The 21,065-nt window shown below is 54.6% G+C and carries 12 protein-coding genes and 1 tRNA gene; 8 read left to right on the forward strand and 5 right to left on the reverse strand.

Annotated features, from left to right (window positions below; all coding sequences use genetic code 11):
• Nucleotides 1-166: 166 nt before the first annotated feature.
• A tRNA-Met gene (locus R3C20_06145) sits at nt 167-240 on the reverse strand.
• Between the two features lie 598 nt (nt 241-838).
• On the opposite strand from R3C20_06145, the gene R3C20_06150 reads away from it, so the two are divergent.
• Both R3C20_06150 and R3C20_06155 read left to right on the forward strand, forming a co-directional pair.
• Nucleotides 839-2,179 carry a hypothetical protein gene (locus R3C20_06150; protein ID MEZ6040066.1) on the forward strand — a complete coding sequence of 447 codons (1,341 nt, stop codon included), beginning with the start codon at nt 839-841 and terminating at the stop codon, nt 2,177-2,179.
• A 587-nt stretch (nt 2,180-2,766) separates the two neighbouring features.
• Nucleotides 2,767-4,116, forward strand: a complete 1,350-nt coding sequence (locus tag R3C20_06155; GenBank protein MEZ6040067.1) for a hypothetical protein — start codon at nt 2,767-2,769, stop codon at nt 4,114-4,116.
• A gap of 92 nt (nt 4,117-4,208) precedes the next feature.
• On the opposite strand, the gene R3C20_06160 is transcribed toward R3C20_06155, so the two are convergent.
• Entirely contained in the window at nt 4,209-4,700 is a 492-nt protein-coding gene (locus tag R3C20_06160) for a hypothetical protein (GenBank protein MEZ6040068.1), read from the reverse strand.
• 280 nt (nt 4,701-4,980) lie between these two features.
• Between R3C20_06160 and R3C20_06165 the strand changes: the two genes are divergently transcribed.
• Complete coding sequence (locus R3C20_06165) at nt 4,981-6,192, forward strand: cofactor-independent phosphoglycerate mutase (GenBank protein ID MEZ6040069.1); 1,212 nt, start codon at nt 4,981-4,983, stop codon at nt 6,190-6,192.
• 40 nt (nt 6,193-6,232) lie between these two features.
• On the opposite strand, the gene R3C20_06170 is transcribed toward R3C20_06165, so the two are convergent.
• Nucleotides 6,233-7,204, reverse strand: coding sequence for an ABC transporter permease (locus R3C20_06170; GenBank protein ID MEZ6040070.1), 972 nt, complete (start codon nt 7,202-7,204; stop codon nt 6,233-6,235).
• Nucleotides 7,205-7,510: 306 nt separating this feature from the next.
• Here R3C20_06170 and R3C20_06175 point away from each other — a divergent pair, with 306 nt between their 5' ends.
• The 3 genes from R3C20_06175 (at nt 7,511) to R3C20_06185 (ending at nt 11,417) form a co-directional block, all read left to right on the forward strand.
• On the forward strand, nt 7,511-9,742 hold the full coding sequence (locus R3C20_06175) for a DUF1549 and DUF1553 domain-containing protein (GenBank protein MEZ6040071.1): 2,232 nt from the start codon (nt 7,511-7,513) through the stop codon (nt 9,740-9,742).
• 16 nt (nt 9,743-9,758) lie between these two features.
• The gene (locus R3C20_06180) at nt 9,759-10,682 is read left to right on the forward strand and encodes a prenyltransferase/squalene oxidase repeat-containing protein (GenBank protein ID MEZ6040072.1); all 924 of its coding nucleotides are present in this window, start codon (nt 9,759-9,761) and stop codon (nt 10,680-10,682) included.
• Between the two features lie 210 nt (nt 10,683-10,892).
• On the forward strand, nt 10,893-11,417 hold the full coding sequence (locus R3C20_06185; GenBank protein ID MEZ6040073.1) for a hypothetical protein: 525 nt from the start codon (nt 10,893-10,895) through the stop codon (nt 11,415-11,417).
• Nucleotides 11,418-11,511: 94 nt separating this feature from the next.
• On the opposite strand, the gene R3C20_06190 is transcribed toward R3C20_06185, so the two are convergent.
• Nucleotides 11,512-14,880, reverse strand: a complete 3,369-nt coding sequence (locus R3C20_06190; GenBank protein MEZ6040074.1) for an AAA family ATPase — start codon at nt 14,878-14,880, stop codon at nt 11,512-11,514.
• Nucleotides 14,877-16,691 (reverse strand): hypothetical protein, encoded by a 1,815-nt coding sequence (locus tag R3C20_06195; GenBank protein MEZ6040075.1) that lies wholly within the window; start codon nt 16,689-16,691, stop codon nt 14,877-14,879. The genes R3C20_06190 and R3C20_06195 overlap by 4 nt, the downstream gene beginning before the upstream one ends.
• 1,095 nt (nt 16,692-17,786) lie before the next feature.
• On the opposite strand from R3C20_06195, the gene R3C20_06200 reads away from it, so the two are divergent.
• Nucleotides 17,787-18,983: a PEP-CTERM sorting domain-containing protein gene (locus R3C20_06200; protein ID MEZ6040076.1), complete on the forward strand. Its 1,197-nt coding sequence runs from the start codon at nt 17,787-17,789 to the stop codon at nt 18,981-18,983.
• Nucleotides 18,984-19,064: 81 nt separating this feature from the next.
• Nucleotides 19,065-21,008, forward strand: a complete 1,944-nt coding sequence (locus tag R3C20_06205; protein ID MEZ6040077.1) for a hypothetical protein — start codon at nt 19,065-19,067, stop codon at nt 21,006-21,008.
• The last annotated feature ends 57 nt before the right edge of the window (nt 21,009-21,065 follow it).

The following is a 21,065-nucleotide window of genomic DNA, read 5'->3' on the forward strand; positions in this document are numbered from 1 at the left end:
TGCTTTCCAGTACCACAAGGCGTCGTCAGAGCATCGACGATCATCCCGATTTGGCAGCTCGTCCTGCGAGGAGAGAAGGGCAGCAACGGCGGATTTGCACCTTCGCTGAAGACCGCGCAAAAAGAAACGAAGGACACCCTGCAGAGTGGACTTCGCACTTTTGAATTAGCGGCGGAGGGATTCGAACCCCCGACACGCGGATTATGATTCCGCTGCTCTAACCGGCTGAGCTACGCCGCCTTCTTCCTGAGACTGACCAGTTGATCGGCAAAAGGTGCCGACTTCTGAAGACGATGTCTCTGACTTTCACAGGACAACGACCCAGAAGTCTGGTTCGGTCCTGAGGCCGGATATTAGCAGAAACTGCAGCTGCCACAACTCAGCTGGAGCAATTTGCAGAATCTGAAATGGCGCACCGTGACGGACCGCCACGATGCCCTTATTTCGGCTGTTCACTGCCGCCGATCGTATTGGCTTTTTCAGGATTATGGGTTACTCAGCCACTGCACCAAAGCTGCAGATGTTCGTTCGGCTGATTGTGCCGGAGGACAGGAACCTGATCAGTCACCCTGGCGGGATCGATGACTGTTTCCGGTTGTTGGTGCGGTGTTATCCGGGAAGTGATCAGCAGATGTAACGATTTGGCTGACAATGCGGAATCTGCATTCCAATCGGATTGTTCAGCAGCAATGAAAGTATCCCTGGTGGTCATGGTCCGGTGCTGGTTGATAGATCAAGTCGAGTGAAAGCCTCAGACGAAGACAGTGGCAGACTTTCTCCGGTCTCTCGTCTTCAACGTTCACCTTTCGACATAATCAGAAGTTATGAGGTCAAGGCAATGAAAAGGCTCATGCTGGGAGCCGCTGCTGCAGTTGCCGTGCTGCTGAACAGTGGTCTTGTAATGGCCGGGTTGTGCGGTGCGGGCAGTTTTTCAAACTGTCCAACTGCAGCCTGTGCCGGTTCCGGTGATTTCGCATCCGCCTGTGGATGTGCTCCTCAGTACCAAACCGTCCGCGAGGTGGTTTGGGAACAGCAGCAGTACACATGCATGCGAACGGTTTACGATCAGTGCACAGAAACCGTTCCGGTTTCCTGCACACGCAACGTTTACGAAACCTGCTACCGTGATGAGTGCTACACGGTCTGCAAGCCGGTTTACGAAACACACTACCGAACCTGCACTTACAACGTCTGCAAGCCTGTTTACCAGACCTGCTACCGTGAGGTGAACTGCACGATTCGTAAGCCGGTTTACAACACCTGCTACAAAGACGTCTGCTACAACGTCTGCAAGCCTGTCTACGAAACCTGCCAGCGAACCGTCTGCTACAACGTCTGCAAGCCGGTTTACAACACCTGCTACAAGAACGTCTGCTGCACGACCTACAAGACTGAAACAGAGACCTGCTACAAGAACGTCTGCTACACCGTCTGCAAGCCTGTCACAGAGACAAAGGTTGTTGACGTTTGTTCCGGCGAATGGGTAACAGAAACTCGCCACATTCCCGGCCCCGTCGTCGAGAAGTGTGTCTGCGACCCCTGTAACCCCTGCTGCTGCAAGAAGGTTCAGGTTCAGTGCCCAGGCCGTACCATCTGCTGCCGCAAATGGGTTCCCAAAACAGTGCAGAAGACTGTCTGCTGCACTCGAATGGAAACCGAAGTCTGCCAGAAGCAGGTTCCTTACACGGTTTGCCGTCGGGTTCCTGTGCAGACTGTCAAACAGGTTCCTTACACAACCTGCAGCTTTGTGACCGAACAGTGCACGAAGCAGGTTCCTTACACGACCTGCCGAATGGTTCAGCAGACCTGCACCCGCAAGGTTCCTTACACGACCTGCACATGGACTCAGGAATGCATCACCAAGCGAATTCCATACACGACCTGCCGTATGGAAACACAGTGCTGCACCAAGCAGATCCCATACACGACCTGCCGCATGGAACAGCAGACCTGCACTCGCAAAGTTCCATACACGACCTGCCGTCAGGTTTGTGAAACGAAAATGGTCACGAAGTCGAAGTGCGTTCCTCGCCAGGTGCCTGTCACCATGACCCGCTGCGTACCCCGCGTTGTCTGCAAGCAGGTTCCCTGCCAGACAGCCTGTGCCTGCGGAGACGGTTGCGGTGCAGCTCCTTCCTGTGCAGCACCTAGCTGTGCAGCACCAGTGGAAACACACTAGTCAACGAACTCAGCCAGTGATGCGAGTCATCGGCCGTCGATAACCAGAAGGCGGAGGTTTGCGAAAGTAAACCTTCGCCTTTTCTTTTGCCTCCGAACGATTTTGCGTGGAGACATGCACGTGGCTGGCCACTTCGGAATCCAAATTGGTGGGACCTGCCACGAATACCTGCAAAACCATGCTCTGAAACGTCGAAAGACTTGCCGAATGTCCGGGGAAGGCAAAAAACTCTTGCCTTCACCGGAATTCATCGGGAAGACTGGCAATTTGGAGCGTCTCAAGCGATTATCCCGAGTCGAACGGGGGTTATGCCCTCGACCATAAAACATGTCTTTTGTTGGCTGGGCGGCTGTCTCATTCTGGACTCGCCCGGTTCAACCTGTCATGTTTTACGGGTTTTCAAGTCCATCAGCTCTGCTTTTGGGATGGTGGAAGCCTGTTCGAGCCAACCTTAGATCCTGTCACAATGCGGCCACGATCGGCTGTTCGTTTCGTAATCCATGTCGTTGGGTAAGTCTCGGGCTGCAATCCCGATCCATATCTTTCGAAACAGAGAGACACTGAAGTCTCATAATAGTGGTGAATCTATGCCAGAAGTTGTCTGCGAGCTTTGCTTTCGGCGGTCGGTGAGGAATCTCTGCCGGTACATGTTGGCGATTGCCGCTGTCATCGGGTTCGGAGCACATTCTGCTGCCGTAGCTCAGGGTGAATTCACCAAAGAGAACTATCAGAAAGCCATTCTTGCGCAAAAGGAATTCGCCAGAAAGGTTGCTGCTGCCAATGATCCACTTCTGCCAGCGGGTGCAGAAGAAGAGTTTACCAGGATCAGCCGGAACTATCAGCAAATTCTGAAGAACGGTCAAAACCTGTCCTCTGCAGCAGACCGTAAACTCGTCCAGCAGGGGCTGGAGTATCGAATTCTGCGAGCGTCGGATCCTGTGATTCAGCAGGATCCAGGCCAGATGATTAACGTACTCAACGACGTTCGACGCGACCTGAACACCATTGGCAGCGGTTTCAGCGATAAACCCGACCGTAAGCAGCGGTATCGCGAAGAGGTACTGCTTGAAGCCCTGGTCCCCATCAAAAAGCTGCTGAAGAACAATCTGGATGCGCGGGTATTTGGGCTGGAGATTCTGAACGACCTGGAAACAGTCCAGGGGACCTTTGGCAATAAACGAATTCTGATTCTGGATGCCGTTCCTCAATTGCTGAGAGAAGTGTTAAACGACCCGGAACAACCCGATGTTGTTCGGGGCGTTGCAGCAATGCGAATCGAACGACTCTTGAATACCGCGGATATTCTCCCGGTCGAGCAAATGGAACTCGCGAAGGCTCTCGCAAAGCAGCTGGAACGCTGGGACACCGAATTGACGTTTCAAATGAAACTGATCGATGCGCTGGCGGCCGTAAAGGAACTGCGCGAAGTGGTCGGCAAACCGAACCCAACGGCCGTGGATGTCCTGCTGAAAGTGCTGTCCGATCGAAACCGATTCATTGATGTTCGCTGCCGGGCCGCCTATGCGATTGCAAGGACAGGTTCATCACTTAACGGTAATGCCTTCGGAGCTCAGCAACTGGACTTGGAGCCGATTGCGTGGAAGATCGTCCAGCTCGCTCGCGAAACAGCCCAGTACTTCAACGCGGCTCCTGCAAATCCAGCGTTCGTTGGCTGTGGCGAAAATCTCTATCTTTCGTTTCACCACCTGAATTCGGCGGAATTGTCAGCAGGGGTGGGACTGTTGAATCGGGCTCCGCGTTCGCAATATGTCAACGATGCCTACAAGGAAGCATTGAAGATTGCTGCCCCGATGATGTTCGAAAAGAAGCCGATTGCAGGTGGAGCATTGCAGGGGGTCGACGGCTGGATCAACAACAATAAGCCAGCGACGATGCAATACGACAGAACTCGAAATGACGCCGTCGTCGTTCCGTAATGGCGGTTTGTGTCGATCGGCATCTTAATTGAGCGGACAGAAGCACTTCCGAATTGCGTGTCGTCAGTGGCGTGCTGCATCAGCCGCGCGGCTTAATCGAAGAATCGTCCCAAACGACTTCGAAAGTCGGCCATTTGATTGCTTTCCGGCTCCGCCAGCCATTCAACATGCAGGCCCAGTTGCCACCATCCGCCGGGGCGTGGTGAGTTATGTCGGCATTCACATCCAAAGAATCGCCACACTTCTTCAGTATCGGGGATGGCAACCAGAAAGTGATCACCCTTCAGATTGTGTGGTAAGAGCACACCGATTCCTTCGCGCCGCAGGTCGCAGGTGACGCCTGGTACAGCGTGCAGGTAATTGACATCAGCGGCTTTTGTTTCTCTGCCACACGGGATGACCATCACACCAAGGGCGACTGGACGGGGAAAATCCTGCCGACGACTCCTGGAAATGCCTTCTTCGTAAGACATCTCACTCATGTCATGCATGGTGAGGATTCGTGCCAGAGCGTTTGAGGCCTTTGTGCGTGGCTTCTCCCGGAAAATCCCCATCAATCCCAATGCATCAATGCCACTGACCATAGAGAAACTCCCAATTCGCTGATTCTGACCAGATACCAAACTTTGCCGAATGAAGTCTTGCTTGTCAGACTGGTGGCATCGGTTTCGAATTCTCCGATCCCCCGTGATGCCTCCAAAATCAGGGTCGTCGTTACCCGAAATGCAGGTGTGTTGCATTTCGGCAACACTCATCGGCATCCCAGGAATTCAGAAGCGGGCGATTCGCCGTGCAGGGCAGACGAATTCGTGATATACACATGACTCCCAACGTCACACGATTTGATTGAGGCCAGGAAGAATCATGAAGTTTGCTTTGGTAATACCTGACGGCGTCGCAGACGAGGCACAGGCATCACTGAATGGTCAAACGCCATTACAGGCGGCGCGAATTCTCAACATGGACGCTGTTGCAAGGGAAGGGCTCGTCGGCCAGACAGACAATGTCCCGGAATCGATGCCCTCGGGCAGTGACGTCGGCACGATGAGCCTGTTTGGGTACGACCCGCTGAAATACCACACCGGCCGCGCACCGCTGGAGGCAGCTGCACAGGGGATTGAACTCAATGATGGCGACTGGGCAATTCGGTGCAATCTAGTCACGATCCTTGATGGGATCATGAAAAGCTTTACGGCCGAACAGTTTCCCAACGAATCCGCTCGCCAGCTGATTCAGCTGCTGCAGAAAGACCAGTGTGGTGACAGCCACTGGAAGTATTTTCCCGGGGTCAGCTATCGCAATCTTCTGGTGTATCGCAGTCGCGGCCAGCAGGCTCCATTTTCGAAGGAAACGACGAACACCCCTCCTCACGACATCACTGACCAGCCGATTGCAGACTTTCTGCCAACCGGGCCGGGGGCAGAGTTGCTGCGTGATTTGATGGACCGCAGCCGCGAACTCTTCGCGACGGCCGAAGCAAATCTTCATCGATTGGCGGCCGGCGAAAGTCCTGCGACGCAAACATGGCTCTGGGGATATGGTCAGCGTCCGGCGCTTCAGCCATTTGTGGATCGTTATTCTCAGCGCGGCGCTGTGATTACAGCGGTCGACTTGTTGCGCGGTATCGGTCGACTGATTGGCTGGGAAGTGATTGAAGTGGAGGGAGCAACGGGTTATCTCGACACCAATTATGCGGCCAAAGGACAAGCAGCGATTCAAACGTTGTCACGGCCCGACGTTGACTTCGTTGTCGTTCATGTCGAAGCGACGGACGAAGCGTCCCACGAAGGTGATGTCGCCGCTAAAGTGAAGGCTGTGGAATCCATCGACGAGCAGATCGTTGGACCGCTCCACCAATGGCTGAAGGAACAGGGGGAATATCGCCTGCTGATTTGTCCGGACCATCCGACGTTCTTAAGAACGCGCACCCACAGTCATGGCTATTGTCCATTCGCCGTCTGTGGAACAGGGATACAGGCGGATGACGCTCGGTCCTACAACGAAGTTGCCGCTTCAGGGTCCCCGCTCACCTTTGACAACGGTTCCGATTTGATGGGATGGTTCTTCAGGCGATAGCCGAGTTGCCCCATCCCGGGCGGTTATCCGTGCGGAGGTTTCAGGCGGTTCGCCAGAAAAGTCGCAGGACTCGGCGTGAGAGTCGCCATGAGAGGCTCTGCTGCGCTTCTTTTTCATACTTCCAGCGGAAGAGCCAGCACTGCAGCACGAACAGCAGCTGGTCGATTAACCACGCGACAAGAGGGATGGTCAGAATGATGATGACCATGATCTCCGGATAACCTCGTCGTCGTGAAATATTCAGCATATAGCCCAGCCCGCCAGCCCCTTCGCCTTCCTGAACAATTTCCACCAGCATGATGTAGCCGAAGGCAAGCCCAAAGAGCACTCGCAGTGAATTGAAAACCATGGGCATCGCAAGCGGCACGAGCACTTTGAACATGATCTGAAGTTTGGATGCACCCAGAGTTAAAGCTGTCTCCACATATCGCTGTCCCACTTCTTCGATTGCAGAAATTGTGTCCGAAAGAATGAAGGCAACGCAGGCGATGAAAATAAACATCACCTTCTCCAGCTCCCCGGTTCCAAACAGCGCGAAGACCAGCGCTGTCAGCGCGGCCACCGGTATGTTCCGTCCAAACAGGATGAGTGGTGAGAGAAAGCTGCGAACTATCGGGAAACAGCCGGCCAGTACACCCAGTGGAATTCCAACCAGCAGTGCCAGGCCAAAGCCGATCACAACCCGTTTCAGGGACACCGCGGTGTTGTGAACCAAATGCCGTTCGGGGGCATCGCCGTCCAGCATTTTGGGAAGGAACTCCTTTGTCTCACCCGGTGACGGCAACTGCATGTAGCTGAGCATGCGTTCCTCTGCAGTTCCGTGCGTTACGAACCACCAGACTGCGAAGACAAGCAGCACGCAGGCTGACGCCGCAAGCGCGGAGCCCAGTCTCGGAGGGTCGCGACGAAGTCCGAACCACATGCTGGATTTCTTTTCCGGGCTGGGCAACTCTGATGTTACCGGATCTGTAGACCTCGAAGGACCTTCAGATTCGTTAGAGACGGGTTCCATAATTTCGTCCGTTGACGAGGTGTTGTGAGAAGTGTCTGTTCAATGACGCCGGGAAATGGTTGGAGTTTGACTCAGGCTCTGGGATCTGCGTTGGTTTCCTCAACTGGATCCGATTCTTCCAGCGTCGCTTGAATGATGGCGATGGTCCATATCAACGATCAGTGCTGTGCGGTGGAACTATAGTCTGGCAATCGTGCGCCGAGAACACGAACCATACATCATGTTGGCACCAGTCACAGCATCAGCGGCAGAAATCTGTGGCGAGCGATTGCCGACGTGGGAGATGCTGGTTGAAAAGTAATCCTGATGCGCCAGGCATGGGGCGACGCAGGGGGAACCCCGGCGAATCGGGCCGTCTTCGACGTCAATCCTGCAGACGCGTGTGAAATGTCGTCACAGGTTGCAGGCATCGCACGCATCGTAATCCTGTGGCAAATTCTCTTTGGTGTCGTTTGTCGACTGGCCTTCGCGCGGGGTGATTTGTCACAATCAGCCCACCAGCCCAAGATTCCTGTCAGCGCTATTTCCCACCAGTGTGCACTTCTTACGTCGGATGACACCATGCAGAAACAGATACGACCAGCGATTCTGCTCGTTCTGCTGACATCCTTTTGTGGAAGCCTGAGCAGCATCCATGCCGACGATGCAGATTATGTTGAACCAGAATTCACTGTCGACGACCGGGATCACTGGTCGTTTTATCCGTTGCCGGAAGTCCGGCTGGATACGACACCACCAACGAATTCTCCACTGCACGACTCTGCTGCGCAAAACCCTGTTGACGAAATCGCGCAAAGGGTCCTGGCTGAGCATGGATTGTCGCTGCAGCCTTCAGCGGATGTGCGAATCCTGGTACGTCGCGCGAGTTTGGGGCTGACGGGATTGCTGCCGTCGACACAGTTGATCGATGAGGCACGAACTGCCCCCTGGATAGATGTTGTCAATCACATGCTGGATTCGCCGGGGTACGGTGAACGATGGGCCCAGCACTGGCTGGACGTCGCCCGATTCGCGGAAACGGATGGTTTTGAGCATGACAAGGTGCGTCCGGATGCGTGGAAGTACCGTGACTGGGTGATTCAGGCCATCAACGACGACATGCCCTACGATGAATTTATCCGTCAGCAGATCGCCGGAGATCTCCTGTATCCAAACGACCCCCAAGCGGCCATTGCGACGCACTTTTGTGTCAGCGGCCCGGATATGCCGGACATCAATTCGCAGGACGAACGCAAACATCATTTACTGAACGAGATGACGGCGACGGTCGGCAGCACGGTACTGGGGCTGCAACTGGGATGTGCACAGTGTCACGATTCGAAGTACGACCCCATCAGTCAGGCTGATTTTTATCGAATCCGACTCATCTTCGAACCGTCCGTTTTACTAAAGAAGAACGTCTCTGTTACCCGTTTACAACGATTGAACGACCGACCCGTGGTCGGGCACATTATGTTGCGGGGAGACTTTCGGAGACCGGGGCCAGAAATTCAGCCGGGCATTCCTGCAGTGCTTGCATCCGAGGTATCTGCGTTCAATGAACCCGGGATTTCCTCAGACCCGCGAGTGAAACTGGCGCGGTGGCTCACAGATTCCCGCAACCCGCTGACTGCCCGAGTTGCAGTGAACCGGGTTTGGCAGCACCACTTTGGTATCGGTATCTGCGATACGCCGGGGGATTTCGGGATTATGGGTCAGCCACCATCAAACCAGGAGTTGCTGGACTGGCTGGCAGCGTGGTTGATTGCGAATGACTGGAGCCTGAAAGAACTGCATCGCCTGATATTAACGTCACAGGTTTGGAAGCAGCGCAGCAAACTCCCTGACGGCTCTTCTGAAGAGGAATTAACAGCCTGGCGAAAATGTCTTCATGTCGATGCCGATTGTCGGATGCTTTCGCGTTTTCCAAGGCAGCGTCTGGAAGGAGAAGTGATCCGTGACGTCATGCTTCAGGCGGCTGGTACGCTCAACAGAAAAACGGGTGGTCCCGGTGTTCGACCGCCGCTGCCTGCCGAACTCCGAAGTACGCTTCTGAAGAATCAGTGGGATGTGACGCCTGACACCACTGAACACAGTCGTCGAAGCATCTACGTATTTGCGCGGCGAAATCTTCGATACCCCATCTTTGAAGCCTTTGATCGTCCGTCAGCAAATCAAAGCTGTCCGTTGCGCAACGTCTCGACCACTGCGACGCAGGCTTTGCACCTGCTGAATTCCGAATTCGCCTTTGAAATCGCGACAGGAATGGCGCGGAGAATTCAGGATCAACTGGCACAGCGAACTGCTTCTTCAGGTGAGCCTGCGGATGCCGTCGAAGTGGATCGTCAAATCGCTCTGGCATTTGAAATACTGTTTCAACGTTCGCCAACCATCGCTGAAACAAAGACGGCCAGGTTGTTTTTTCAGGAAAGTTCTTCTGTCGACGATTCGTTAAGTTCTGTAGCCGATGGATCGCTGTCGGTGGATGAAAATCGAACGACACTGACCAACTTCTGTTTGTGCCTTCTGAACAGCAACGAATTTGTTGTGATCGACTGAGGATTAAAGCTACACGATGTATCTGTTCAAACTTGCCGACCGTGTTGCACGGGGCCTGCGCCAGATTGATCCCAGTCGAATTGTTCGTCACCGCGAGTTTCTGATGGCACATCAGCTGCCGGACGGAGGGTTTCGCGGTCGCGAAGGAGGTTCGGATCTTTACTACACGGGATTCGCAGTTCGAGCGCTGGCGGTGACAGGAGAACTCGAACCGCAGGTCTGTCAGGGCTTAAAGCCATTTCTTGATTCATTTCAACCGCTTGATCTGGGCGCGATTGATCTGCTGAGCTGGTTGTACTGCGTTCTGGTGCTTCAGGCGGCGACGGGACACGACATCCTTGCCAGCCAGCCGGAGGACCTGAGTTCACAACTGTGTCGGCAGCTCGAACTTCGTCGAGTTGCGGATGGTGGATATGCAAAATCCAGCGGTGGCGCTGCGGGAAGTACATACCAGTCGTTCATGGTGGCACTGACGTACGAGCTTCTTGGTCAGTCTGTTCCGCGACGTAATGCGCTGGTGCAGTTTCTTTACGACCGTCAACGTGATGACGGCGGGTTTGTAGAAATCGCACCCATGAAACGCAGCGGTACAAATCCGACCGCCGCCGCTGTCGCGCTGCTGAATAAGCTGAATGCCATGGACAACGAGATTGCCGATGACGCACTGGCGTTCCTGACAGATGTCATCAGCAGTGAAGGTGGATTTCAGGCAAATACGCGAGTTCCGTTTGCTGACGGGCTTTCGACATTCACAGCGTTGCTCACCGCACAGGATCTGGGACGTCGCGACTTAATTTCTCCGGATAAAATCGTGGATTGGGTTAGTCAATCCATCGAATTGCCTTCCGGCGGATTCCGAGGCGCCAGCTGGGACCAGCAGGCGGACGTGGAATACACATTTTACGGACTGGGAATTCTTGGGCTGCTTCACGCTGTCTGATCAGCACGGGACGGCGGTTCAATCAGAACAATCGCGCTGGATTGGCGGGCTTCATGGTTTGTAACAGCGCGTTGCAGAAACGGAACGTTGATTGGGTGAATCTGCCCATCGCTGGCTTGCTGAGATACCTTTCGTGAGCCATTTTTTGAGTATGCGCGCTGTGAGACGGCTGAACCCGTTTCGGCATACACACTCAAAAGATGATCCACCATGTCCCAGCATCGAGTTGCCATCATTCTGCTCGGGTACCTTCTCTTGACACTGTCAAACAGGGTATACGGCCAGGATTCCACCAATTATCAGGTACGCATTCCGGGCCAGATTGTCATCCGAGCACTTGATCCCGCCATTGTTGAGGCTCATCCGGGAACCAACGATGACGTTGTCATGGCTGATCAGAGATGGTTTGCACTATCCACATCACGTTCCGGAGCAACGGTTCGATTCTCAACGGACCACGCTTTCCACAATCTCAGCAACGCAGCTTACAAACGCGACGCCCGAATTCAGATAACTCGCATTCAGGGAACACGATCAGCACGCTGGGGATTTGATGCGCCCATCGATCAGACGAACTACGCCGCCGGAGACGAAGTGGCAACGGTTCAGGTTTCCAGCCGCGGGCCCGGGCTGGTCTATTGCTGGCTGGATGTCACATTTCTGACCGACGACTTTTCGACGATGGCTGGAGGAGACTATCAATTGACCGTCATCGGCACGATTGCTGAGAACTGAATCGGCCGTTCTCTTCACCTTCCAGCCACAGAACTGTAACTCTGAATCGCAGGTAGGAAGCACCCCGCCCCAAATGTTTCCGGTAGCTTTTCCATCACGAAGCTTCGCCGCGCGGGACGGTTTCGGTTTTCCTGGCTTCGCCGTTTTCCTGTTCGTCTGCCTCTGAATCGTCCAGCAGTTCGTCGCTGTCGATGGCCATGTCCAGATGCGTGACCGATGTGCCTGTGCCAGCGTCTGACGCAAGTGCCTTGCCGGACAGTTCCAGCTCTGGTTTGTGCAGGTCCAGTGCGACTTTATGCCCCGGCAGCCAGAGCGGTTCCACCTTCTTTTCCTGAAACAGGTGTGCGAGATGTTCGTGACAGGTGAAGAACAGGACCTGCTGACCTTCCCCGGCAAGTTCAATCAGACAATCGGCAGCGGCTTCTGTTCGTTCCTGATCGAAATTCACAAACAGGTCATCCATCACAATAGGCAGTTCGACGCCGCGGCGAGCGAACTCACGAACCAGCGCAAATCTGATCGCGAGGAACAGCTGTTCTCGAGTACCACCGCTGAGCTGTTCCACCCGGAAGGTTTGGCCGTATTCGTCATCGATACAGAGAAAATCTTCACCAAGCGGCGCCCAGATCCGATGGTAACGCCCGGAAGTCATCCGGTGCATGTAGTCGGATGCGGTCACCAGGGTTCCTGAAATGTTCTCCTGTTCGAACTGACGTCGGAGCTGGATGACGGCATCCTGTTCCACTTTCAGTGCGATCCACTCTTCTGCCGCGCGATGAATTTCGGACGCAAGACTCGCCTTTCGGAAGTAGTCCGCATGCGAATCCCGACTCGCTTCCAGCAGTTTGATCTCCTGCTTCAGGCTTCCGAGCTCTTCATGATCGGCATTCAGCTGTTCTTCGACTTCTGACAATTCAAGATCCAGAAGTTGAATTCTTTCACGAGCGTGAGCCGGATCGAATCGAATAAGATCGTCTTCGACGATGGCCATCGCATTTTCGGCGGAAGAGATTTCGACCACTTCTTCCTTCGCTTTTTTCAGCTGGGCCGTCAGTTGATGTCGCTTGTTTTCCCATTCCACCTGCTGCTGCAGCTCTTCTTTCGAAGCGACGCCCGCGCGTGCCAGCACGGCGCTGCGGCGCAGTTCTGCGGCTTCCATCTGGTGCTGCATATGAATTCCGTCGCGAGCCCGGCTTTCGGATTCTTCCAGCAGCCGAGCGCGTTCGGTGCGATCACGATCGTGCGTCTTGATTTGAAGACTCCAGGCAGTCAGCACCTCCAGCGGCCGGGTAAAGTTCGACTTCTTTGATGTCGTGATGCGCTGCCCCAGCTGCTCTACTCGCAATCGCATGCCCTCAAACATGCGTCGCAGTCCTTCCACCTCTGGTGCAACATTGCGCCACTGCATGTGCATTTCTCGCACCTGCTGGATTTGCTGCCACCAGTCGAATGCCTGACGCACATCAACGGTTTCGTCCATTCCAAGTCGTGTGAGAAGACGACACCACTGTTGTCGCTGGGCGTTCACGTCCTGCTGCGCCGTTCGGTAACGGTCTCGAAGTACCTGAAGGCGTTTGCGACGAAGCATCGCGCTATCCTGCCGACGCATCAGACGTTCCAGGTCTGTGATGCGGCGTGAACATTCGCCAATACGCTCGATCAGTTCAGCCGTCGATGATCGATGTTTGGTGGTCACATCATTCGTCTGAATCAGCGATCGCGGTGCTGATCCGGAATGGCCCATTCCCGGTATCGCCATCCTTTCGATGCGGTCCTGAATATTTCGCAGTTCGCGATCGGCCTGCCGTGCTTCGTCGGTCAGGTCGTCCAGTTGGATACCGGTCTTGGTGTCAAAGTGGTTTCGCAAACCATTTCGAACGGCCCACCACATCATTCCTGCAAAGCCGAAGGCTGCTGCTGCGAGCGATCCCCCCAGGGACCGGCGGGCGTCGCCGCCCATGGCGAATGTCATAATGCCGAACAGGAATAACGCCGTTCCGATCCACCACATGGCGTTGACGGCTTTATCAACCCACGGAGGAATAGATTCGTTGGTGTCAACACGACTCATCACGCGGCGGACCGTCTGAATCTTCAGTGCAAGACGTTCTTCTTCCAGACGAAGTCGCCCCAGGTTTTCGAGTTCCTGCATGCGCTCCTGTTCAAGCTGAATGGCTTCAACGACCGACATGCCCAATGCGTCGAGTTCTTCATTGAGTTCCACAAGTTCATTCTGGCTCTTGCGAGTCAGTGAACGGGCCATACGCCTGAGTTTGCCACGGCGTTGCAGGGCGGTCTGGTAGACCCGTGCCTGTTCCAGCAGCTGGTGATGCGCTTCGGATGAGGTATCAATGCCGATGAGACGATCCAGCGTCCAGCCTGAGCCAAGCTGTGTCAGCTGGTGATTCAGTTCGCGACGCAGTTCGGCAGAACGCTCTTCTGCGCCTCGAATCTGTTCGTCCAGTTGACGCATCCAGTCCGCCTGATCAACCAGACTCTGAATGGCATACCGTTCTTTTTCGAATTCACCATCGATCTGTAGTCGTTCCGCCTGCGACTTCAGCTGGGCTGCCTGATCGTTCAGCTTGTCGCGGCGATTTGCGCATTCCTGACTTTCTTTTTCGGCCGCCTGTAGTTGCTTCAGTGCTTCCGACGGATTCGTGTGGACGTACGGTAACTTTTGCAGTTCGTCCTGCAGATCACGACTTCGTTTCCACGGTTTGTGGACGCTTTGAAGAAAACGCAGGCCCTGCAGTTCATTGGTGATGGTATCTTCACGCTGCTGCAGTTCGTGGATTTCGTCGTTGAGCTCCCGCCGCCGTCGTGTCAGGCGTGCATGCTTCTCTCGTGCCTTGCCAACATCGGCCCGCTTGCCGGAGATTCTTGCATACCGATCAAACAGTTCCGGAAGCGTGCCTGCCTTCCCGTGATCGCGGAACAAACGCTGACGTCGTTCTTTGACTCCCGCAATGGAGTCCAGAATTTGTCGCCCCTGCGGCCCCATCGACAGGCCATAGATGTATTCTGAGACCTGATCGGTACCCAGTGTTGCCAGTTGCTGCAGTTCGCGAACGCCAACGGCAAAGATGTCTGTAAACAGCGATTCGGTTGTACCAGACAGCAAAAGCTGCATGGCGTCGTCACCGTGCAGGTCCTCAGGGCCACCGGAGATTCGCAGCTTTCCTGTTGTCTTCAGAGAAGCTCGACGATGAATTCGCCAGGTCCGTCCTCCGTGTTCACATCGCAGAGCACCTCGCCAGGGCTGCTCCGCATCTGGTCGATGCCATGCCGGTTCCTGCGAAAGCGGTTCGAATCCATAAAGGATAGACCGAACGAAGCGCATCAGAGTGGTCTTACCGGCCTCATTCGGGCCATAGATCACGTTCAACCCGGACGGATTGAGACGCAGCAACAGACTTCGCCAGATTCGGAAGCGGTCAATATCAATCTCGGTCAGCTTCATGCTGCGCCTCCTGCGACGTCATCTTCGTCTTCGAAGTCTTCCTCGTCGTCGTCCGGGTCGACGTTATTGTATTCTTCATCGAAGTCCGGATCGTCGTCAAACTGTTCGTCATCTGAAGGCACATCCTCTTCTGCGGATAGCTCATCATCAGACATCAGAACATCAACAGCGTCTTCTTCGGTGAAATCTTCGTCCGTCCATTCGTCGTCCTCGGATTGGCTGGCACCTTCAGAAATGTCCCTTGGTGAGGCCGTCCGCTGCAGCGTCTCGAATTCTTCGAGATCCGGAAGAAACCAGTCAGCACCATCGGAACGCATGCGTCCGAAGATTCGTTCCGCATCAATGCCGGACAACAGGGCCGTGAGACGATGTCGCCAGCCGACTGACAATTCGGAATCGTCTTCAATCAATTGTTTGAGTTCTGATTCGATCAGTCGAGCATCATCATTGATCAGTCGTGAATAGCGTTGTGCGAGATGATTCGCGTCAGACAACTGCCACTCCAGCGGGATCAGTACCACATCATGCAACAACTGAATCGTACGGGTGCCGCGTTTGAGTTCATCGAGCTCAACGGCGACGGCAACGGCAAGGTCTTCCTGTATGAGTTCCCGCATGACCGGCACAGAACATCGCAAGGTCCAGTGAACGGACCAGATGCGATCACTGCTGCCCACGTTTTGCTCCAGTAATTCGGCTTTCAGCATCTGAAGCATTGCGGTCAGCGTGGTGTGCTCCCGGACGGTCACCTCGATGTGCTTCCAGTCGACCGAACTGGTGTCAATCGTTCGAATCCGCTGGAGTCCATCTGTACCAATCTCTACCAGCGAACAGCTCCCGTCGGATGTTTCGTGATGACTGCGAGGTTGAGTTGTACCGGGACAATGCATCGTCCCGAGCGGGCGATTCAATGTGCTGCGTTCCAGTTCTCCCGTGAGAGCCAGATAGTTGAGTCGCCCCTCTGTCAGCATCTCGTCAACAAAAGCGATGAAGCCTTCGTCCCAGCCGTCGATCGTGGTCTCTGCTTCGTCTGATGGCTCACTACCCGGCTCGGAATCGTCGACGTCGTAGATTTCGCCATTCCATTCCGATTCGTCGTCATCGGACGTTCCGGCCGGCCGTGATTTTCTGACACGTGGCTTGCCCGAAAGAGGCACCAGAGTCCCATGGACCTGACTCTTTTCCGCTGCCAGTCGTTCCGCCGTCGCGCTGCTCTGGAGCGTTTCATCCAGCAGGTCGTCGTTGGCCTCAGCTGCCATCGCCGCCATTCGCTGAGACTCTTCGTACTTCGCCTGGCTCACTGGCGCGATACGAAATGGTTGAATTCCGTCGACAGTCTCTGAGATGACCTGAATCCCAAAAGCGTCGGTCTCCCCATACCACATGGATGCAGACACGGTCGCAATCGTGCGGCCATTTCGATTGACTTCCAGTGGCTCCGGATTCGAACTGAAGCAGATGAATACGTTGTCCGGTAACTCCGGAATTGCCCGCCAGGCTTCTGGCGGGTCTGCGTCACCGGGCAGGATGTAAACGGGAATGTTCTTTTCGGAAAGTTGCCTGAATCCTTTCAACAGTGCCAGACGTGCTCGAAGACTGCGATCTGCTTCGATGAAGATGTTTCCTGACAACAGCAAGAAATCGACGGCATGGTCGACGCAGGCGTGAATCACGTCATCAAAAGAAGTCAGTGTTGCGTCTTCGAAAGCGACACGCAGTTCGTCCGTGAGCGCCTCAGAGGTCTGGACGCTGACGGGAACATCCAGCCGCACATTCGCTGCGTGTATAAATCGTTGCGGTTCGAACGCCATCCTGCAGAGTCCTTTCCCCGACAACCCCGGCTGCATCCTCACAGGGACAACGCCCTGAAACTAAGTCGCACAGCAGCGGGATTCGAATTGTTCCCCCCCGGATGCCATTCGACAACCTTCGCACAGGCCTCGACGGATTGAACTCAGTCGTTTTTCTGCCTGAAAGGCGACCGGATTCCGATCACTTTCGAGGGCATGGCCGACCAGGCAAGCTACCTGCGCGGCGTGAACGTTAATAAATGGGGCGATTTAGGGAAAGCCTGCCTTTGTGGTCGACTGGCAGATTTTGCCGGAGAAACTACGGTTTCGGCACCAACAGCCGCTCTTCCCGGTCACGGTCCGATATTTCCGGGTACCCACTTCAGGCCAGACACGGGCAATGTGAAAGCTGCCGGCCTCCCATGAGTCTCGAACGTAGTCGCTGAGAATGAGGGGGGTTTGATCGTGAAACGGCTGGCTCAGGCGTATATGGGGCGTTTGTTGACCGAAAGTCCAACGCTGGCATTTATTCCTGCTTCCGGCTTTGGCTTAGGCTCCTGCGTATGCCTTCCATCCCGACTGCGAAAGGTCCTCTGTTTGAAATTTTCTTTCAACCAGCCGACAGCATCGACATCGATCTCTGAACACTGCTCAGCGGCCCGCTTCATCGAATTTCGGATCTCCGTTCCGGCGTACCATAGGCTCCATCTCCCACCTGGCTTCCAGCGGTTCTGTTCGTCTTTGCACGATCACGCGTGGGGTTACTGGCAAGCTTCAGGAATCTCGGGAACGACGGGCTTCAGAAGGGCAGGATGTCATGATGGCCAGTGGTTGAGCGACAGTCGCGAGGTGCTTGAATCTGGTAGTGGCATCCCAACAGGATCAGACTCAATAATCTTTAGTTTCCCAAAAATGTTCTATTCTGTTCTTGATATCCATTCACCCTTCTGACACCTTTGCCCTCGATTCAGGTTTTCCATCTGCCAGGCGGCAACCAACAGAGGAGACCTGAGGTCCCTTGTTGCGGCTCTGTGCGTTGCCCCTGAATTGGTTTTCTCTGAGAGATCCCGTTCAGCGATTCGGCCCGGTACATTCAACAAACACTGGAGAACGAGGATGACCACTCGAGCGTTCCATTTGCTGCTGGCGATTTCGTTAGCGATGGTATCTGCGGACCACCTGCAGGCCGGAGTCATCTACGTTGATTTTTCCAGTTTTCAGACCCGACTGAACGAAGCGACCGCGGCCGCTGGAGTCTCCAGTTTTACGGCCGCGGAGACGAGCACGATCAAGTCAAACATCCTCACTCAGTTGAGTACGATCTATTCTGACTTTACTGGCCTGTCGTTCTCGGACTCGGCCGTCGGAACGGTGTTCGAGACCCTGACATACAGTATTTTTGATGGGACTCCGGGATCCCTTGGGGTGGCTGATTCGATTGACTGGTTGAATACCGTTGGAGCCCAGACTGCTCGCGTGTTCACGAACAACTTTGGTTTTACTCTGGAAGGCAGTGATGCCCGCGCTGTTCAGATTGATGAGATTTCCACAGCACTGGCAGGAACCGGGGCTCACGAACTGGGACACAACCTTGGCTTGCGGCATCACGACGCGTACGGGGACCTTTCCTTCGCAGGAACCCCGGTTGCAACCGGGGGGCTGCAGAACTCGAACATCATGGCGACGGGCAGCACAGGGCTTGATGAGCTCGGCCGTGAGACGCTTCGAGGGTTCTCCACGCATTCCAAAGTCAAACTTGCCTACGCGGCTGGGACTCTGCCCCTGAATCCGACAGCTTCCAGCGAATTTGGCGATGCTGGCAACCTGATTTCCACAGCTCAGGGACTGATGCTCAACGAAATCTCTGTGGCCGGTCGCTATGCAGATGTTGTGAATGGATTTTTGTCGAGCGGTGACAGTGATTTCTTCGAACTCGATCTCACTGCACCCGGGTTCCTGACGGCAGACATCAACAACGACGGCATTTCCTCAACAGATACGATCATAAGTATCTTCGATTCGTCCATGAATCTCCTCGGGTCGAATGACGACACTTTCTATTCAACGACCTCGTTTGGAAGTGGCAGTTTTCGAGATTCCGGTTCCATTCTTACGAACGTCGCCATTAACACGGCTGGGAAATATTACGTCGAGGTCAAGGGGTTCGGGGGAGGCGGAGGTAACTATTCATTGCTGGTTCATACCGATGCCATTGGTAGTGCGGCGGTGCCTGAGCCAGGGAGTCTGACGCTGACCTGCATGATGATGGGTGGTTTTGGAGTGTGGCGTAAACGACGTGGTCGAAGGGCTTAGTGCACTTTCATGATCGACGAAATGAACTCACGAAACAGATCGCATCAGCGATCTGTTTTTCGTCGCAGGGATGGTTTGTTGGTGTTTTCGATCCTGTTGACGTTCAGCACAGTCCTTTGCTGTGAGTTCGTCTGGCTTGATCACTCAGAAATCGAAGATGCTGGTTATCGGGTGAACTCCCTGGATGATCTTCGTCGCGTCTTTACCACGTCTCTTGATGATTACCAGTTCAGGCATGGTGGGGAATCAGATTCGTCCGGGGGCTACTGGCGGCCATTATATGCCCTGAGCATCAGTGTCGACTGGTGGCTCTGGGGAAACAATCCGGTGGCATTTCACGCAGAGAACGTTATCTGGCACTGTCTTGTGGTCTTGCTGCTTCATCGCATCGGTGGCCAGATTCTGCCCCGGAAACCTTGGACTGCCGATGCCGTGTTTCTGAGCACGTTTCTATTTGCCACGCTGCCAATCAATGCGCAGTCCGTGACGTGGGTGAGTGGTCGCAAAGACATGATGGCCGCTGCCTTCGGTCTTTTGGCGCTTTATCGGGCGTTATCAGTGGATGCTGCCACCTCTGATCGCACGGTGCGACGTCGCATCAGGAATATCGTCGAAATCGTGCTGGCGGTCAGCTGCTCCGTCCTGAGTAAAGAGAGCGGTTTCATCATACCCGTCATCTATGTCGCGTTGCTTTGGACAGACACATCGCGCCTGTCTGTGCCAGTGATGGCAGGTCGATTCACCGCGATGCTGGTGACGACAGCAACACTCTGGCTGATCCGCGGAACAATCACAGGATCCGGCGAACTTACGGGAGTGAGACCCGGGAACACGGTTGTGCAGCAGGCATTGACGTTGGCCAGTCTGTGGTGGCACCATGTCAGCACGGTCTTCTGGCCGTTCTCTCCGCGACTCAGTGATCGGTGGGAGGTCGCTGCACTGAACGATCCTGTTGCCTGGCTGGCGCTGCTGGGCGTGCTCCTGATTGTCGTGTTCTTTGGGATTGCGTTCCGTCAGCGATTTTCACCTGCCACGGGGCTGGTCTGGTATACCCTGTGGACACTGCCAACATCCGGAATTCTTACCCTGCGTCACTGGCGTGCGGAAAGGTATCTTTATCCGGCAAGCTGGGGCCTGATTCTGTTCGCGATTACAATTCTGTATTCGTTTTCCATGCGATCGCACAATACAGCGGCGTGGAACAGGAGAATTGTGCGGTGCAGCCTGTGTCTTGTGATCGTATTCGCGCTGACATCACTGTGGGACCGGCAATACTGGGTCAACGATGCCGCTCTCTTCACACATGCCGTGTACCAGGATCCGCTTTATCTTGAGGGACACGCAGCGCTGGCGGCACTGAGCCTGGAGTCGAAGGACTACGACTCGACGATTTCACACTCTGAAGTCATCTTTGCTCAATCAGATCACGCACACATGCTTTCATACTGGTCGCCTTACATCGTCTACACAAACTACGGACTGGCCTGTTACCACGTGGGACGGCTTGAACAGTCAGAGCAATATTTCGAATTGGCTCGACAGTTACAGCCAAATCAGGCCACGTCTTACTACCATCCCGGGTTGGTTGCACTCAAACGACCCAACTACGCAGAGGCTGAACGTCTGTTTCGCCGAGCGTTTGAGCTGAACCCCAATGACCCGCTGATTCGCAGCAATCTCGCCTTCTCGCTGCTTCAAACACATCGTCCCGATGCCATTCGTGAATGTATGGAACTGCTTGAACCGACGATTGGTTCAGAGACGCCGCCGCTGGACCTGCGCAACTATGGCAGCGCAGCTCTGGTGTTAAAGGTTTGGCCTCGCGCTGAGGTCGCGTTTCAGGAGATCATTCGCCAGCAACAAGCCACTGCGGCCGACATGGCTAAGCTCGCGTGGGCTCACTTCGAATCAGGAGATGCGTCCCGCGGATTTGAGCGACTGCGTGAAGCGGTCGAACTCGATCCAAAAGACCCGGCAGTGCTGGCAATTCGACAAAAGTACGGGCGCGAAGAAACAAACAAGTGACAGTGTGTCTGGCTAATCATTGGAATGACCATGTGTTGTGAACACGCATTCCTGGCA

The sequence above is a fragment of the Planctomycetaceae bacterium genome (assembly GCA_041398825.1).
Taxonomy (GTDB): Bacteria; Planctomycetota; Planctomycetia; order Planctomycetales; family Planctomycetaceae; genus F1-80-MAGs062.

Coding starts and splice junctions, on each gene's coding strand:
- R3C20_06150 (MEZ6040066.1), top strand. CDS start 839: ATGAAAAGGCTCATGCTGGGAGCCGCTGCTGCAGTTGCCGTGCTGCTG.
- R3C20_06195 (MEZ6040075.1), bottom strand. CDS start 16,691: ATGGCGTTCGAACCGCAACGATTTATACACGCAGCGAATGTGCGGCTG.
- R3C20_06165 (MEZ6040069.1), top strand. CDS start 4,981: ATGAAGTTTGCTTTGGTAATACCTGACGGCGTCGCAGACGAGGCACAG.
- R3C20_06155 (MEZ6040067.1), top strand. CDS start 2,767: ATGCCAGAAGTTGTCTGCGAGCTTTGCTTTCGGCGGTCGGTGAGGAAT.
- R3C20_06190 (MEZ6040074.1), bottom strand. CDS start 14,880: ATGAAGCTGACCGAGATTGATATTGACCGCTTCCGAATCTGGCGAAGT.
- R3C20_06185 (MEZ6040073.1), top strand. CDS start 10,893: ATGTCCCAGCATCGAGTTGCCATCATTCTGCTCGGGTACCTTCTCTTG.
- R3C20_06170 (MEZ6040070.1), bottom strand. CDS start 7,204: ATGGAACCCGTCTCTAACGAATCTGAAGGTCCTTCGAGGTCTACAGAT.
- R3C20_06160 (MEZ6040068.1), bottom strand. CDS start 4,700: ATGGTCAGTGGCATTGATGCATTGGGATTGATGGGGATTTTCCGGGAG.
- R3C20_06200 (MEZ6040076.1), top strand. CDS start 17,787: ATGACCACTCGAGCGTTCCATTTGCTGCTGGCGATTTCGTTAGCGATG.
- R3C20_06180 (MEZ6040072.1), top strand. CDS start 9,759: ATGTATCTGTTCAAACTTGCCGACCGTGTTGCACGGGGCCTGCGCCAG.
- R3C20_06175 (MEZ6040071.1), top strand. CDS start 7,511: ATGCGCCAGGCATGGGGCGACGCAGGGGGAACCCCGGCGAATCGGGCC.